The sequence below is a fragment of the Uniformispora flossi genome (assembly GCF_049534875.1).
In the GTDB taxonomy this organism is placed as follows: domain Bacteria; phylum Actinomycetota; class Actinomycetes; order Streptomycetales; family Streptomycetaceae; genus Yinghuangia; species Yinghuangia aomiensis.
The window spans coordinates 15,598-31,342 of the sequence record NZ_JBMULZ010000005.1 but is presented as its reverse complement, the minus strand read 5'-3'; the positions used below and the strand labels follow the sequence as shown (position 1 = coordinate 31,342).

Annotated in this window: 13 protein-coding genes; 8 read left to right on the top strand and 5 right to left on the bottom strand. The window is 73.5% G+C overall.

What is annotated here, in order from left to right; translation table 11 throughout:
• The first annotated feature begins 153 nt into the window (after window positions 1–153).
• Window positions 154–426, top strand: coding sequence for a hypothetical protein (locus ACPA54_RS12705; RefSeq protein ID WP_423529072.1), 273 nt, complete (start codon window positions 154–156; stop codon window positions 424–426).
• 133 nt (window positions 427–559) lie between these two features.
• Here the strand turns inward: ACPA54_RS12705 and ACPA54_RS12700 are convergent, their stop codons facing one another.
• The 5 genes from ACPA54_RS12700 to ACPA54_RS12680 form a co-directional block, all read right to left on the bottom strand.
• On the bottom strand, window positions 560–1,054 hold the full coding sequence (locus ACPA54_RS12700) for a YcxB family protein (RefSeq protein ID WP_423529070.1): 495 nt from the start codon (window positions 1,052–1,054) through the stop codon (window positions 560–562).
• A gap of 99 nt (window positions 1,055–1,153) precedes the next feature.
• A complete protein-coding gene (locus ACPA54_RS12695; protein ID WP_423529069.1) occupies window positions 1,154–2,629 on the bottom strand; it encodes a PrsW family intramembrane metalloprotease in 1,476 nt (491 codons plus the stop codon).
• 100 nt (window positions 2,630–2,729) lie between these two features.
• Window positions 2,730–3,548: a tRNA (guanosine(46)-N7)-methyltransferase TrmB gene (gene trmB, locus ACPA54_RS12690; protein WP_423529067.1), complete on the bottom strand. Its 819-nt coding sequence runs from the start codon at window positions 3,546–3,548 to the stop codon at window positions 2,730–2,732.
• 88 nt (window positions 3,549–3,636) lie between these two features.
• A complete protein-coding gene (lhgO, locus tag ACPA54_RS12685) occupies window positions 3,637–4,851 on the bottom strand; it encodes an L-2-hydroxyglutarate oxidase (protein WP_423529065.1) in 1,215 nt (404 codons plus the stop codon).
• Window positions 4,852–4,924: 73 nt separating this feature from the next.
• Entirely contained in the window at window positions 4,925–6,280 is a 1,356-nt protein-coding gene (locus ACPA54_RS12680) for an NsdA family TPR-like regulatory protein (RefSeq protein WP_423529838.1), read from the bottom strand.
• 1,044 nt (window positions 6,281–7,324) lie between these two features.
• Between ACPA54_RS12680 and ACPA54_RS12675 the strand changes: the two genes are divergently transcribed.
• From ACPA54_RS12675 to ACPA54_RS12645, 7 genes are all read left to right on the top strand, one after another.
• Window positions 7,325–9,232, top strand: a complete 1,908-nt coding sequence (locus tag ACPA54_RS12675; RefSeq protein WP_423529063.1) for an albusnodin/ikarugamycin family macrolactam cyclase — start codon at window positions 7,325–7,327, stop codon at window positions 9,230–9,232.
• A 218-nt stretch (window positions 9,233–9,450) separates the two neighbouring features.
• Window positions 9,451–10,173, top strand: coding sequence for a TetR/AcrR family transcriptional regulator (locus ACPA54_RS12670; protein ID WP_423529061.1), 723 nt, complete (start codon window positions 9,451–9,453; stop codon window positions 10,171–10,173).
• Window positions 10,170–11,315: an acyl-CoA dehydrogenase family protein gene (locus ACPA54_RS12665; protein WP_423529060.1), complete on the top strand. Its 1,146-nt coding sequence runs from the start codon at window positions 10,170–10,172 to the stop codon at window positions 11,313–11,315. The genes ACPA54_RS12670 and ACPA54_RS12665 overlap by 4 nt, the downstream gene beginning before the upstream one ends.
• A 42-nt stretch (window positions 11,316–11,357) precedes the next feature.
• Window positions 11,358–12,131 (top strand): AMP-binding protein, encoded by a 774-nt coding sequence (locus ACPA54_RS12660; RefSeq protein WP_423529058.1) that lies wholly within the window; start codon window positions 11,358–11,360, stop codon window positions 12,129–12,131.
• A gap of 118 nt (window positions 12,132–12,249) precedes the next feature.
• Window positions 12,250–13,557 (top strand): acyl-CoA dehydrogenase family protein, encoded by a 1,308-nt coding sequence (locus tag ACPA54_RS12655; protein ID WP_423529056.1) that lies wholly within the window; start codon window positions 12,250–12,252, stop codon window positions 13,555–13,557.
• Entirely contained in the window at window positions 13,554–14,627 is a 1,074-nt protein-coding gene (locus ACPA54_RS12650) for a phosphotransferase family protein (RefSeq protein ID WP_423529054.1), read from the top strand. Before ACPA54_RS12655 ends, ACPA54_RS12650 begins: the two co-directional genes overlap by 4 nt.
• On the top strand, window positions 14,624–15,382 hold the full coding sequence (locus ACPA54_RS12645; RefSeq protein WP_423529052.1) for an SDR family oxidoreductase: 759 nt from the start codon (window positions 14,624–14,626) through the stop codon (window positions 15,380–15,382). The genes ACPA54_RS12650 and ACPA54_RS12645 overlap by 4 nt, the downstream gene beginning before the upstream one ends.
• Window positions 15,383–15,745 lie beyond the last annotated feature (363 nt).

The window sequence follows — 15,745 nt, the reverse complement described above, 5'->3', positions numbered from 1 at the left end:
CATAGCGGCGAAATTGCGCCCCCTTTGCACCCTGCGCGTGTGCCCGCGCCCTTTGCGGGCATCAGTCGGGCATCTGGCGGGCATCAGCCGGGCATCCGGACGGCGGGCAGCCGGACGGGTGAAGGCGGGGCGGCGGCGCGGGGAGGCGTCCGGGTGGGGCGGAACCGGCTCTCGGAGCGTGCGGGCAATGCGGCCGCGTTGACCGGCGTCTTCTTCGCGCTCACCTTGGTGGCGGCGATGGTCGCGGCGTTCGCCGTGCTCGCGCACTCGTGGCTGTGGGTGGTCGCGCTGCTGATCGGCGCGGTGTGCCTGCTGGCGTGCGGCTGGAGCGCGCTGGAGATCGTGATCGCGCGGCAGATGGACCGCGAGTGGCGGGCCCGGCAGCGGGGCGTCTACGAGGCGCGGCCGATCGAGCGGCGGGAGTGAGCCGGGATCACCGGGGATGCCGGGATTGCGCCGGGATCAACGGGGATGGCGCGGATGCCGGGATTGCCGAGACGTCGGGATGTCGGGATGCCGGGAACGCCCGGTTGCTCGGGCTGCCCCGTGCGGGGACGGCTCAGCGGCGCGAGCGGCCGCGGCCGCGGTCGCGCAGGAAACCGCCGATCTCGTCGTTCTCCGCATCGCTGAAGATCCGGTGCGGCACCATGATCGCCTGCTGCGGGTTGAACTCGAAGATCCACTGGTCGTCGACGGAGCGCAGCTTGCGGAAGTCGGACCACGGGATCTCGGCGCGCTTACTGCCGATCACCGAGCGGTAGGCCTCGTCGGTCAGCGTCACCTGGCACACGTCGCCGTGCATGTGCTTGTTCGCGCGCGCGGCCTGGAACGGTGCCCACAGGCGCAGCCCGAGCATCGCCCCGCCGAAGCCGAGGAACACGAACGGCCAGAACTCCATGCCGCTGCCGAGCGCCTCGATCAGCAGCACCACCAGGCCGAGCCCGACCAGCGTGAGCCCGCCGACGCCCAGCATGCGGAAGAGGCCGCGGCGGAAGGCGACGACACCGTCGGCGATGTCGCGTTCGGTGGGGACGTAGCTGGCAGTGATATGCACCGGAATCTCCAGTCGGGCCGCGCGGGACCGCATGCGGCGGACGGGCTCCATCGTCGCACGGCGACTCCGGCGGGTCGGACGCGCGGGCGGCGGACGGGCTCAGCCGTGCGGCGACGAGTTCGTGCCGGAGCCTTGGGCCGAGGCCGTGCCGGAATCCCGAGCCGGGTCCGCGCCCGGGCCCAAGGCCGGACGCCGGTCCGCGCCCCAGTTCGTCGCGGGCCCCCAGTGCGCCGGTGCCGTGGGCGCCTGGTGTGCGGGCCGCGGCGGGCCCCACGCCGCGGGGCCACCCGACGGGGCACCGGCCGGGATGGGCTGGGGCCAGGCAGGCGGCGGGTACGGCCAGCCGTACCGCGGCGGCGGGGGCGTCCAGCGCGGCTGCGGCATGGTGCGGACCAGTACCTGCTCGAGGGCGGGACGCGCCGTCCACAGCGCATCGAGGAGGGCGCGCTCTTCGGCGGCGAAGCGGCCGTCCGCGCCGTGCTCGGCCGCGCGGGCGCGCAGCTCGGCGAGGGCCGTCGCGTTCCAGTGGTACTGCCGCAGCGCCTTCTCGCCGGGTTTGCCGTACAAGGCCAGGGCCGCGCGGCGCTGCCGTCCGCGGTCCGCGACGGACGCCAGGACGAGCGGCTCGTTCCAGGTCATCCAGCCCGCCTGCACGTACCACGGCAGCTGCTGCGCGACCGACCGCAGCTGCCTGCCGCGCAGCTTGCCGCCCAGCACGAACACCCCGGCCAGCAGAGGTGCCATGACCAGGAGGTAGACGAGCAGCATGATCCACCCGTTGTCGTCGGTCGTGGATTTCCACGCCGACCCGTTCCACGCGGAGTGCAGGCCCGCCGCGACCAGGTAGCCGCAGAGGCCGAGCGCGACCGCGGCGATCCGGTTGCGGGCGAGCACGGCCAATCCGAGGGCGAGGCCGGTGGCCGACGTGAACAGCGGGTGCGCGAACGGGGTGAGGATGCCCCGGCCGAAGAACACCAGCGCGGTCTGCTTCGCGGCTTCGCCGTCCGCGCTGCCCTCGCTGAGCGCGCGCCCGAAGTACAGGACGTTCTCGGTGAAGGCGAACCCGGCCGCGGTCGTCGCGGCGAGCACCAGCCCGTCCAGCGGCCCGCGGAACCAGTGCCGCCGGAACAGCAGCAGGAGCAGCACCGCGGCGCCCTTGGCGAACTCCTCGACGAACGGCGCCACCACGGTCAGCCCGAGCAGCTCGCCGCGTTCCTCGCCGGAGCGGTCGACGATGGCCTCGATGGACCACGAGTTGGCGTAGAGCGCGGCCAGCGCACCCGCGCCCGCACCCCACGACAGGGCGAACGCCAAGTGCTGCCACGGCTGCGGACGGGCCCGGGTGAGCAGCAGGAACGCGCCGACGACGAGCGGCACCGGCGCGGCGGCCAGCGGCACGCCCACGGCCAGCCCGCTGCCGCCGGTGACGTCGACCATCTTGACCGCGGCGGTGACCCAGCAGGCGGTGAACAGCAGCGCGAGGGCCGCGACCCGGTGTTTCGGCTTCGCGAAAAACGTGCGGAGCACGCCACCGGAGGCTGCCGGGGCGCGCACCACATGATCGGCTGCGTTCATATCGTGTGACGATAGCCGGGCTCGGCGACCCGATCGTTTGCCCGACCGAAAATGTCGCGGGCCCGTGTCCGGTCCGTGTCCCCGCGGTCGAATCCGGTCGTTATGCGCGGCGGAAGACCAGGTCGGCGACCTCGTGGCCCTTGGCCAGGCCCTGCCGCTCGAAGCGCGTCATCGGCCGCCAGTCCGGGCGCGGGGTGTAGCCGTGCCCCGCGGTGTTCCGCAGCGTCGGCTCGGCGTCCAACACTTCCAGCATCCAGGCGGCGTACGGCGCCCAGTCCGTCGCGCAGTGCAGCGTCCCGCCGGGCGCGAGCCGGGACGCGGCCAGCGCGGTGAAGCCCGGGCGGATCAGGCGCCGTTTGTGGTGCTTCGACTTCGGCCACGGGTCCGGGAAGTAGACCCGGATCCCGGCCAGCGACTCCGGTGCGACCATCTCGGTGAGCAGCCGCACCGCGTCGCCCTCGGCGATGCGCACGTTGGCGAGGCGGTTCGTCTCCACCAGGTGGAGCAGGTTGCCGATGCCCGGGGTGTGGATGTCGGTGGCGAGGATGTTGGTGCCCGGGTCCGCGGCCGCCATCCGTGCGGTCGCCTCGCCCATGCCGAACCCGATCTCCAGCACCACCGGGTTCGGGTTGCCGAACAGCGCGGTGAAGTCCACCGGGGTGCCGTCCACGCCGATGCCGTACGCGTCCCACATCCGGTCGATCGCGTTCTGCTGCTGCGGGCTCAGCCGCCCGCGTCGCGGATGGAACGTCCGGACCTCGCCCACCGGCGGCCCCGCGAACGGATCGGGCACCAGCGTCGACGCGGTGCCGGGCGGTGGCGAACCGGCCCGGCCGGACACCCCGGGCGCGGCGGCCGTCGGGACCGCGGCCGCGCAAGCGGTACGGTCGGCGGACTCGGTGGGCGCAGCGGAAGACATAGGGAAGACGCCGTCGGCTCGGTGGAAAGCGCACCCGCGAGACCGCCGCTCGGACGGCCCGCGGCATGTGTGCGGGGACGGTTCGATGCTACGTGAGCCGGTCGAACACCCGGCCCGCGATCTCCTCGCCGATCGGGAGGGATGCGGTGGCCGCGGGGGACGGCGCGTTCAGCACGTTGACGATGCGCTCGCCGCCGGTGAACAGGAAGTCGTCGACGAGTTCGCCGTCCGGGCGCACCGCCTGCGCGCGGACGCCGGCGGGCGCGCGCACCAGGTCGGCGGCGGTCACCGCGGGGAGCATGCGCTGCACCGCGCGGGTGAACGCGGGCTTGGCCAGCGAGCGGAGCATCTCGCCCGCGCCGTACCGCCAGTGGCGCTTGGCGATGTGCCACATGCCGCGGTAGGCCAGTGTCGACGCCAGCTCGGAGGGCTTGGCCTGGGTCCACGAGTAGCCCTCGCGGCGCAGCGCCAGCACAGCGTTGGGGCCCACGTGCACGTCGCCGTGGATACCGCGGGTCAGGTGCACGCCGAGGAACGGGAACGCCGGATCCGGCACCGGGTAGACCAGGCCGTGCACCAGGCCCCGGCGGTGCGGCGCCAGCTCGTGGTACTCGCCGCGGAACGGCACGATGCGCACGGGCGGCGGCGCGCTGCCCTCCGCGCGGGCGGCCATCGCGGCGATCCGGTCGCTGTAGAGCCCGGCGCAGTTGACCACGGTCTTGCCGCGCACCTCCCCGAGCCGCGTCTGCACGACGACCTCGGACGGGTGCACGGCGAGTCCGGTCACCCCCGCGCCGGTGCGCAGCGATACGCCGCGCTTGTGCAGCAGGTCGACGAGGGTGCGGCACACCTCGCCGTAGTCGACGATGCCGGTGGTGCCGACGTGCAGGCCCGCGATCGCGCGCACGTTCGGCTCGTATTCGGCGATCTGTTCGGGGGTCAGCTCGCGCACCGGTACGCCGTTGGCCTCGCCGCGCTGCAGCAGCGTCTTCATGCGCCCCAGCTCGGACGGGTCGGTGGCGACCACGAGCTTGCCGGTGACCTCGTGCGGGATGCCGTGGTCGGCACAGAACTCGACCATGCGGCGCGCGCCTTCGACGGCGAACCGGGCCTTGAGGCTGCCTGGTTTGTAGTACAGGCCGGAGTGGATCACCCCGCTGTTGCGGCCGGTCTGGTGGGCCGCCCAGGAGGTCTCCTTCTCCAGCACGGCGACGGTGGTGCCGGGGGAGCGCTCGGTGAGGGCGTAGGCGGTGGACAGGCCGACGATGCCGCCGCCGATCACGATCACGTCGTACCTGAGCATGGCCTCGCCTTCGCCGCGGGGGAGCCGCACCGGTTGGAGGCCCCAGTATCCCGCAGCGAAGCGCCCCGCCGTGTCAGGCGGGAATGCCGATCGACGTCCGCACCTGCTCGGTGAAGTCCTTGACCAGGGGCTCGTCCGCGTGGGCGACCTGCAGGCCGGAGACGAGGTCGCGCACGTAGGCGGTGTTGCGGGCGGACCGCACGCGCTGGGCCACGGTCAGCGCCCGCACGCCCGCGCCGCAGGCCGCGTCGATGTCGCCCGCGGCCAGGTCGGCCTGCGCGCCGACGGCGAGCCGCAGGCCGTGCGAGCGGATGAACGCCTCGCTCTGCCCGGCCAGCGCGGCGACCGTGAAGCGGCGGGTCTGCGCGGGCATCTTCAGGTCGCGGTAGCACTCGGCGCCGTCCGCGCAGAGCCGGTCGTAGGAGAAGAAGTCGATCCACTCGGGGGCGTCGTCGCCGGGGCGGGCCCGCTCCAGGTGGGCCTCGGCGGCGTTGAGCGCGCGGGCGCAGGCCGCCGCGTCGCCGGCCCGGGCGTGCGCGCGGGCCTCGACCAGGTGCAGGAATCCCGTGACCTTCGGGCCGGACACGCCGCGGTTGCGTTCGACGGCGGCCTGGGCGAGGTCGACGGCCGCCTGCGGATGGCCGCGGTAGGTCGCCTGGAGGCTCATCGTGGCCAGCACGTAACCGCCGAGCGGGACGTCGGCCGCGGCGCGGGCCAGGCGCAGTGCCTGGATGTAGTAGCGCTGGGCTATCTCGTGCTGCCCGGTGTCGAACGCCATCCATCCGGCGAGCCGCGAGAGTTCGGCGGTCGCGCCGAACAACTGGCGGCCCACGGCGTCCTGGTAGCTGCCGCGCAGCAGCGGCGACGCTTCGACACGGAGGCATTCGGGGACCATCGAGGCGCGCCAGTCGCCGCCGCCGTACTTGCTGTCCCAACGCCTCGCTTCGGCCGCCGCCTCCCGGAGTTTGGCCACGTCCGCCTGGCCGACCTTGCGGTCGGTGCCACGGTGTTCGGCCAGTGCGTCCGCCGGGGAGATGAGCCAACGCGCGAGGGGCGTCGCGAAGGCGGTGACGGCGAATGTCCCGGTCAGGAATTCGCGGCGGTTCACGTGGTCGTGCCTCCACAGGTCGGTGGCCTTCACGACGGCTTCGGCCAGGTCTCGCGGGAAGGACAAGCCCAGCTCGGGGTCGACCGGCCCGGTGTCCTCAAGCCCGATCTCCTCCAACGGGACGGGCCTGCCGAGCCGTTCGGCGAGCACCGCGGCGATCAGGTGGGGGACGGGGCCTTGCGGGGTCATGCCTTTGGTGACCCAGCGGGCGACCGACGTTTTGTCGTAGCGCAGGGTGAGGCCGCTGATCGCGCCCAGGTCGTTGACCCGGCGGGCGAGGCCGGCGTTGCTCACCCCGGCGTGCACGAGGAGTTCGCGCAGGCGGCCGTTCGGGCCGCGCTCTCCGGCGCGTCCGGCGGATTCGCGGGCGGGGGGACCGGCGGCCTGGTCGGCCGCTTCGGGTTCTTCGTCGCCGTCGCCGTCGCCGTCGCCGTCGCCGTCGTCGGATGCCTCGGGCTCGTCTCCGCCGTCACCGGGGTCACCGGGGGCGGCGGCGTCGCGCGGTCCTGCGGGTGCGTCGGGGGGGCCGGCCGGGGTGCCGGGCGGCCGGTCGTCCGGCGGGCCGGTCGCGGCGCCGCCGGGGTCGTCGGGGTGTTCGGTCTCGTCCACGGCGTCCACCTCGTCCGCCGCGTCCGGCACAGCCGCGTCCGCCGGTGCGGCGGGTCGTTCCGCGGACTGGTCGGCGGTGGGCGGGAGTTCGTGCTCCGCATGCGGTTCGCGCGGACGGGGTAACGCCCGGGGTAAGCGGGAAGCGGCCACCGCGGGTCGCAGGGCGGCTTGCCCCGACCCGTCGCTCTTAGGACCGCTGCGCATGGCTTGCCCCCAAAGGCGACCTCCGTCCCCCTCAGAGTAACGGGAGGGGGTGGCGGTGGTAAGGGGATTGGCGCAGTCGGCCCAGCGAGCCAGTCGGGCTCGCGAACCCGGACAATTCCGATCGGATAGGCAACGACCTGCGCAGGTCTTGCCGGACACCGCCTTCGGGCTGCCGCGAACCGGGGACTCCGTGGCCGCACGCTGTCCGGAAACCGTCGTCTCCTGGCGCCAAATGATTGCAGCCGCACGGGATTTGCTGCCAGGCGAGGAAACCGTTCATTCCGCGAGACCGTCCCTGTCCCGGGGTGTAGCGATCCGTCCGGCACGGTACGCATCAAGTAGGTGATGGGGCGTCAAATTCTTGACGGTTTGCTGACAATTCGAACAAAAATGGTCATGCTGGGACGAGTTGCCGTGGTGTGCGCCGGTGCCGTGTGCCCGTGCGCCCACCCGTGCGCTCTGCCCAGGATTGCCTAACCTTGCTTGACTGGAGGTGCGGTGTCCGGCGAAGGGCGGACACCGTGGACGCCCGCGGTTTCAGGGGGAAGTGACATGCGCTGGTTCGCTGGGATGAGCGGGAGCCGGACGGCTCCTCGGCCGGACGGCTCCACCGTTCTCTGGGAAGGCCCGGATCCCCTCTGGCTGGTGGGGGATTGGCCCGAGGACGAAGTGCGCACCCTGGTCCGGGGGCAGATCCGAATGGCTGTGCTGGGCGACTGCCGCGCCACCGATGCGGAACTCGAGGTCGGCATCGCCGTGGCGCGCGGCGGCGGGCTCCGCCCGCTGACCACCTGGCCCGGCAGCTACCACGTGGTGCTGCGGATGGGGCGCCGCACCCTGGTGCTCGGCGACCTCGCCGGACTGCGCCCGGTGTTCCACGCCGACCACGACGAAGGGGTGGTGTACGCCTCGCATGCCCTTCCCCTCGCCGACCTGACGGGCGCCCGCCTCGACCGCGGCCTGATGGCCGCGCGCCTGCTGTGCCCCGAGATTCCCGAACTTGCCTCCGGATCCTCGTTGTTCGCGGGCGTCGACCGCGTCGACCCGGGCCGCGCCCTGGTGCTGACCGGTCCCAAGCGGCAGTTCCGCCGGTACGAACAGGGCGCTGCGCCGCTGGACTTCCCGGCGGCGGCCGCCGCGCTCCGCGACGCGCTGACCGCGGCGGTCGGCCGCCGGGTCGACGCCGCGGGCAAGGCCGGCACCGATCTGTCCGGCGGCCGCGACTCGACCGTGCTGGCGCTGCTCGCCGCCCGGTCGGCCAAGCACGAGGTCGTCGCGGTGACCTGGTCGGACGCGGGCGCCCAAGACGACGTCGACTACGCGTCGCGGGTGGCCACCTCCTCCGCGCGGCTCAAGCACCTGGTGGTGCCGGGCGAGGCCGCGTGCCTGCCGTACAGCAGCCTCGTGGACGCCTTCGACGCGCCGCCCACCACCGACCTGCCCGCCGCGCCGCTGGTCACCGCGGCGCGCACCGCCCGCCACTTGGCCGCCGTGCACGAGACCGGCATCGACGTGCACCTGACCGGCTACGGCGGCGACGCCGTCCTCGGCACGCCGCTCGCCTACCTCGCCGACCTGGCGATGGACCGGCACCCGGTCGCCGCGATGCGGCACGCCCGCGCGTGGGCCCGGGCGGCCGGGCTGCGCCCGGGCGACCTGTCCGCGGCCGCCCGCCGGGTGGCCCGCACCGGGTTCGACCAGGCCCTCGCGGATCTGGCCGGGTCCGTGGAACGCGGCGAGCTCCCCGGCACCGGGCTGGAATCCCACCTCGGGTGGTGCGCCGCCGCGCCCACGCTGGCGTGGGCGACCGGCGACGCCCGCGCGGGTATGGCCGCCGCGCTACGCACGCTGGCCGGGCAGGTCGCGGAGGCGCGCGGGGGGCGCGACGACGACCCGTCGGCGCCGCGGCGCCCGGGCGACCGCGCCTCCTGGGTCGCGGTCCGCCGCTCCGCCGAGCGGCACCGGGTGATGCAGCAGCTCGCCGAGGGGACGGGGGTACGGGTGCGCGCCCCGTACCTCGACAACGCGGTGGTGCGCGCCGGCCTGGCGCTGCCCGCCTGGGCGCGGGGCCGCGGCGACGGACCTCGGACGCTGCTGCACACCGCGGTCGAAGGACTCGTGCCGCGCTCGGCGCTGTCCCGCACCGGCAAGGGCGACTACACCGTCGCGGAGATGCGCGGCCTGCGCCGCAACGCCGCCGACCTGCGCGACCTGCTCGCCGCGCCGATGCTCGGCGAGATCGGCATCCTCGACCAGGCCGCGCTGCGAGCCGCGCTCGACCGGGCCACCCGGCCGATCCTCGACAAGCGTGCCGAGCCCGGCACCGACACGGTCGACCTGCTCGGCGGGTTCGCCGACGTGGTCGCGGCGGAGCTGTGGCTCCGCGGCGTCGCGGCCGGGCGTGCGCTGCGCTGGGGTACGAGCAGTACGGCGGGCACGGTGATCGCCGCGGTCGCCTGAGCCCTCGCCCGTTCCTCGACGATGCCCGGCGGACGGCCTTCGTGGCCGTGCGCCGGGCAGCGTCGTCTTCCGCGTGCCTTTTCCGGTGTTCCTTTCCCGGCCTGCCGTTCGGTTCCCGCCGCTGTGCACGGCCGGACTCTTGATCCCGTCCACCTCCGCGCCTAGCATCCCGAGCAGTGCCCGACCCGCCGGTCGGAATTCCTACCGCAAGGTTGACGATGCCGCCACGCAACCGCCTGATGCGCGACGAGATCCGGGCCGCCGCCACCCGGTTGTTCGGCGTGCGGGGGCTCGGTGCGGTCACGCTGCAGGAGATCGCCGACGAACTCGGCATGTCCAAAGCCGCGCTGTACCACTACTTCCCCAACAAGGACGCGCTGGTCCGGGCGATCTTCGAGGACTGGGCCCGGGTCGGCGGCGGCAAGGTCGCCGAGATCGCGGCCCTCGACGCACCGGCCGCCGAGCGGCTGCGCCGGATGATCGAGCTGCACGTGTCCGGCCTGGTCGGCAACATCGACCTGTACCGGCTCGGCTTCCGCGACGAGGACCAGCTCCCGGACGGCGCCCGCGAGGTGTTCGCCGCGTTCAAACGGGACGTCGACAACGCGGTACGCGCGGTGATCCGCGACGGGGTCGAGAACGGCGAGTTCGTGAAGGTCGACCCGAAGATGGCGGCGTTCGCGGCCATCGGCATGTGCAACTGGATGTTCAAGTGGTACCGCCCGGACGGCGGCTACCAGCCGGAGGAACTCGCCGCGATGTTCGGCCGGTTCGCGCTCGGCGGCCTCTTGCGCCGGGAGCCGGGCGACGCCCTGGGCCCCGCCGGCGCGGCCGTGGACCGTGCCGCGCTCATCGCCGAGCTTGCCGCCGGCCTGCAAAGCGAGGTCGAGGCGCTGCGCGCGGCCGCACACACCCAACCGAGGCAGGGGGAGCACCCATGAGGGACCGTCATCTCGAGCCCGAGCACCTGGCGTTCCGCGAAACCGCCCGCGAGTTCGTCCGCCGCGAGATCGTGCCCTTCCACGACGGGTGGGAGAAGGCCGGCATCGTGGACCGCGAGGTGTGGCGCAAGGCCGGGAAGCTGGGGCTGCTCGGCATCGACGTCGACGAGCGTTACGGCGGAGGCGGAGTCCGGGACTTCCGCTACCTGGCCACGCTCTCCGAGGAACTCGTCCGGGCCGGAGCGTCCGGCGTCGGGTTCGGCCTGCACAACGACGTCGTCGCGCCCTACCTCAACGAGCTGGCGACCGACGAGCAGAAGAGCCGCTGGCTGCCCGGGTTCTGCTCGGGCGACATCATCACCGCCATCGCGATGACCGAACCGGGCGCGGGCAGCGACCTGCAGGGCATCCGCACGCATGCGGTGCGCGACGGCGGCGACTGGATCGTCAACGGCGCCAAGACGTTCATCACCAACGGCATCAACTCCGACCTGGTGATCGTGGTCGCCAAGACCGACCCCGAGGCCAAGGGCAGCAAGAGCATCAGCCTGATCGTCGTGGAACGCGGCATGCCCGGCTTCGAGCGCGGCCGCAACCTCGACAAGATCGGCCTCAAGGCCCAGGACACCGCGGAACTGTTCTTCACCGACGTGCGGGTGCCCGCCGCCAACATCCTCGGCGAACTCAACGGCGGCTTCTACCACTTGATGCACAACCTGCCGCAGGAGCGGCTCGGTATCGCGGTCTCCGCGGTGATCGGCGCGGAGACCGTCTTCGAGCACACACTGGAGTACTGCAAGACGCGCACCGCGTTCGGGCAGCCCATCGGGTCGTTCCAGAACAGCCGCTTCGAACTCGCCGAAATGGCCACCGAACTCGATATCGCCCGCACGTACATCGACGACTGCATCATGCGGCACGTGGCCGGCGAGCTGGACGCCGTGGACGCGTCGAAGGCCAAATGGTGGACGACCGACCTGCAAAAGCGGGTTGTCGACCGATGCCTCCAACTCCACGGCGGTTACGGCTACATGATGGAGTATCCGGTCGCGAAAGCGTTCGTGGACAGCCGGGTCCAGGCGATCTACGGCGGTACCAACGAGATCATGAAGGAGATCGTCGGCCGCTCGCTCGGCGTATGAACCCGCCGGGCAGCCGCGGGCTCCGGCGGGAGGGGGACCGCGATGGAGCACGCCCGCAACCTGCTCGCCGCGCTGTGGCGGGCTGCCGACGACTGGCCCGAGCGGCCCGCCGCGTCCTGGCTCGACCCGGCGGCCGCGGTGCCCCGGTCGCTGACCTGGCGGCAGCTGGCCGACCGGGTGGCCGCGGTCGCCGCGGGGATGATGGCCGCGGGCGTGCTGCCCGGCGACCGGGTCGGCGTCATGGTGCGGCCGTGCGTGGACTGGACGGTGCTCGACCTCGCGGTCCTCGCCGCGGGCGCCGCGACGGTCCCGATGCCGCCCGGGCTGAGCACCGCGGCGTGCCGCCGGGCGCTGCGGGGTACGGAGCTGCGCATGGTGTTCGTGGAGGGCCCGCGCGACGCCATGACGGTCGCGCGGGCGGCGGGCGGCGCGGCCGACCCGCCGCAGGAGATGTTCGTGCTGCGCGAAGGCGGGCTGCGGGTGCTCACGTCGTGGGCCCACCCGGGGGACGCGCGCGCGGTGCGGTCCTATGCGGAACGCGTCGCGACGACCGCGGTGGCGCTCTTCGACCGCGGTGCGGCACCCGCCGCACACCTGCCCCCGCGCCCCCTGACGCATGCCGAAGTGCGTCTTGCCGCACACCGCTTGGGCCTGCTCCTCGGTGTCTCCGGACCCGCCCGCATCCCCGGCCCGGCGGTGACCGTCGGTCCGCTGCACCGGCTGCTGCCGCACCTCATGCAGTTCGCCGCGCTGGAAGCGGGCCGGTCGCTGGCGTTCTCCGGACCCGTGCCGCGCCGCCAGGCCGCGGCCGGCTGAGCCCGCCCCGCCCGCCCCGCCCGCCCCGCCCGCCCCGCCCGCCCCGCCTGCCACGCCCGAGCCGGACCGCCGCCGTACACCCCGCCACCCGCACCGACCACGCGAGGAGATCAGCACCATGGCCTGGGATTTCTCCACCGAACCGGAGTTCGAGGAACAACTGGCGTGGATGCGGGACTTCGTCCGTGACGAGATCTGCCCGCTGGAGACGCTCGACCTCGACGAAGCGACCCGCGACGCCATCCTCGCGCCGCTCAAGGAGCAGGTGAAGGCCCGCGGACTGTGGGCGGCCCACCTGCCGCCGGACCTGGGCGGACAGGGCTTCGGCCAGGTCCGGCTCGGGCTGATGCACGAGATCCTCGGCCGGACCCCGTACGGCCCGGTCGCCTTCGGCAACAACGCCCCCGACTCGGGCAACGCCGAACTCCTCGCGCACGGCATCGCCGCCTCCGGCCGGGACTGGCAGCGCGAGAAATGGCTGGAACCGCTCCTCGACGGCCGCATCCGCAGCGCCTTCTCGATGACCGAACCCGACACGGCGGGCTCCGACCCGACCCTGCTGGCCACCCGAGCGGTGCGGCACGGCGACGATTGGGTCATCGACGGGCACAAGTGGTTCACGTCGAACGGCTCCGTCGCCGACATCCTCGTCGCCATGGTCGTCACCGACCCGGACGCCGCCCCGCACGCCCGCGCCTCGATGATCGTCGTCCCCGCCGACGCCCCCGGCGTGGAAATCGTGCGCGACGTCGCCACGCTGGAGGACCCCGGCCGCACCGACCGCCTGCACGGCTTCGGCGGACACGCGGAGATCCGCTACCACGCGGTGCGGGTGCCGTACGAGAACCTCGTCGGCAACGAAGGCGACGGCTTCAAGCTCGCCCAACTCCGGCTCGGTCCCGGCCGCATCCACCACTGCATGCGCTGGCTCGGCCAAGCCCAGCGCGCCCTCGACATGCTGTGCGAGCGCGCCCTGTCCCGGTACGCGCACGGCTCGCTGCTCGCCGAGAAGCAGACCGTGCAGAACTGGATCGCCGACTCCTACGCCGGCATCCAGGCCGCCCGCCTGATGACCCTGCACGCCGCGTGGCGCATGGACCGCGACGGCGCACCCGCCGCCCGCACCGAGATCTCCGCGATCAAGTTCTACGGCGCCCAGGTGCTCTACGACGTCATCGACCGCGCCATCCAGATCCACGGCTCCCTCGGCTTCTCCACCGACCTGCCGCTCGAGCAGATGTACCGGTACGCGCGCGCCGCCCGCATCTACGACGGCCCCGACGAAGTGCACCGCGTGACGGTGGCCCGCCAAGTCCTCAAGGGGTACCGTCCGGCCGAGGTGCCGACCGAGCACGTGCCGACCCGGCGCGAGGACGCCCGCAAGAAGTTCGCCGCGCTGCTCGCCGAAGCGGAAGGTGGAGAGTGAAACCCGCCCACGACGCGCCCGCCCCGGCCGGAGTCCGGCCCGCCGAGGTCACCGACTGGCTCGCCGCCCGGGTGCCCGCCCTGGCCCCGCCGCTCGCCTTCACCCCGGTGGTCGGCGGCCATTCCAACCTGACCTACGTCGTCACCGACGCCGCGGGCACCCGCTGGGTGCTGCGTCGCCCGCCCCTCGGCCACGTCTTGGCCACCGCGCACGACATGGGGCGCGAGCACCGCATCCTGGCCGCGCTCGGCGGCGGCCGCACGCCTGTCCCGGTCCCGCCGGTCGTCGGCCTCAGCCCGGACGACGCGGTCAACGGCGCGCCGTTCTACGTCATGGACTTCGTCGACGGCTTCGTCCTGCGCGACGCCGCCGCGGCCACCCGCGACCTCGCCCCCGACGCCCGTCGCCGCGCGGGCGAGCAGCTCGCCGACACGCTGGCCGCGATCCACGCGGTCGACGTCGACGCGGTCGGCCTCGGCGACCTCGGCCGCCGCGAGGACTACATCGCCCGGCAACTCCGCCGCTGGCACCGGCAGTGGGACGCCACCCGGGTCGACGGCATCCCGGAGATAGACGAGGTGCACGCCCGCCTGAGCGCGTCCATCCCGCCGCAGCAAGGCGCCGCGATCGTGCACGGGGACTTCCGCCTCGACAACTGCATCCTCGGCCCCGACGGGACGGTACGCGCGGTCCTGGACTGGGAGTTGTGCACACTCGGCGACCCTCTCGCCGACGTCGGTATGACGCTCGTCTACTGGGTCGAGCAGGGCGAGGATTCCGCACTGCTTCCGTCCGACGGCACCGCCGCCGAAGGCTTCCCCGACCGGGCGGCGTTCTGCGCCCGCTACGCCGAGGCGACAGGCCGTGACCTGTCCGGCATCGCCTGGTACGCGGCATTCGCCTACTGGCGCCTCGCCTGCATCCTGGCCGGCGTCCTGGACCGCTACACCGCGGGCGCCATGGGCGACCAGGCCGGCGACGGCGGCGCGTCCCGGTTCACCCACGACGGCCTCGCGGGCCTCGCCGCCCGCGCCCGGACGGTACTCGACGAAGGGAAGTTCGCGCTATGACCGCCGACTTCACGGGCAAGACCGCGCTGGTCACAGGGGCGAGCCGGGGCATCGGCCTGGGCATCGCCGCCGAACTCGCGGCCCGCGGCGCCAAGATCGTGGTGACCGCCCGCAACAAGGCGGACCTCGACGCCGCCGTCGCCGAACTGGGCGGCACGGACGTCGCCCTCGCGGTGCCCGGGAAAGCCGACGACCCTGAGCACCGCGCGTTCGCGGTCGCCGCGGCCGTCGAGCGTTTCGGCTCGCTCGACGTCCTGGTCAACAACGCGGGCATCAACCCGCACTTCGGCGGGCTCATCGACGCGGACCTCGGCGCGGTGCGCAAGATCCTGGAGGTCAACCTGGTCGGGGCGCTCGCCTGGACGCAGGAGGGGTACCGCGTGTGGATGAAGGAGCACGGCGGCGCGGTCCTCAACGTCGCCTCGATCGGCGGCATCGTCGCGGGCCCGTTCATCGGCGCCTACAACGTCAGCAAGGCCGCGCTGATCCACATGACCCGCCAACTCGGTGCCGAACTCGCTCCCGGCATCCGGGTGAACGCGGTCGCGCCCGCGGTGGTGAAGACCCGTTTCGCGGCGGCGCTGTTCGAAGGGCACGAGGAGGAGTCGGCGGCGGCCTACCCGATGAAGCGGCTGGGCGTGCCCCAGGACGTCGCCAAGGCGGCCGCGTTCCTGCTGTCCGAGGACGCGGCGTGGATCACCGGCGAGACGGTCGTCCTGGACGGCGGCCTCAGCCTCGCGGGCGGGTCGGCCTAGCCACGCCCGGTCCCGCTCGCCGGACGGCGACGGCGGGACGCCTGCCGGGCTCGTCCCGGTAATCCCGCCGTCATCTGTTCCACACAACCGCCGGATACCGTGCGAAGGCGCCGGTCGGACGCCGCGGAGCCCGCGGACGTCCGGCACCGGCCGCCGCGACAGGCCGCGGGGGAGTCCGCCGGGGGGCGCTTCCCTGCGGCCCTTCGCGTCTTCGTGGTCCGGGACTCCCGGCATATTCACGCCCGGCCGCTGATCCGGCCGGGTGATCCTCGCCGCAGGCCGCCTTCCGCGCCGCATTAGTGTGATGATTCTGCGGCTTTTGCGGTATTAGCTCCCTCACTGTCCACGGTGCCGCCCTTCGAA

Coding starts and splice junctions, on each gene's coding strand:
- ACPA54_RS12645 (WP_423529052.1), top strand. CDS start 14,624: ATGACCGCCGACTTCACGGGCAAGACCGCGCTGGTCACAGGGGCGAGC.
- ACPA54_RS12665 (WP_423529060.1), top strand. CDS start 10,170: ATGAGGGACCGTCATCTCGAGCCCGAGCACCTGGCGTTCCGCGAAACC.
- trmB (WP_423529067.1), bottom strand. CDS start 3,548: ATGTCTTCCGCTGCGCCCACCGAGTCCGCCGACCGTACCGCTTGCGCG.
- ACPA54_RS12675 (WP_423529063.1), top strand. CDS start 7,325: ATGCGCTGGTTCGCTGGGATGAGCGGGAGCCGGACGGCTCCTCGGCCG.
- lhgO (WP_423529065.1), bottom strand. CDS start 4,851: ATGCTCAGGTACGACGTGATCGTGATCGGCGGCGGCATCGTCGGCCTG.
- ACPA54_RS12695 (WP_423529069.1), bottom strand. CDS start 2,629: ATGAACGCAGCCGATCATGTGGTGCGCGCCCCGGCAGCCTCCGGTGGC.
- ACPA54_RS12655 (WP_423529056.1), top strand. CDS start 12,250: ATGGCCTGGGATTTCTCCACCGAACCGGAGTTCGAGGAACAACTGGCG.
- ACPA54_RS12670 (WP_423529061.1), top strand. CDS start 9,451: ATGCCGCCACGCAACCGCCTGATGCGCGACGAGATCCGGGCCGCCGCC.
- ACPA54_RS12660 (WP_423529058.1), top strand. CDS start 11,358: ATGGAGCACGCCCGCAACCTGCTCGCCGCGCTGTGGCGGGCTGCCGAC.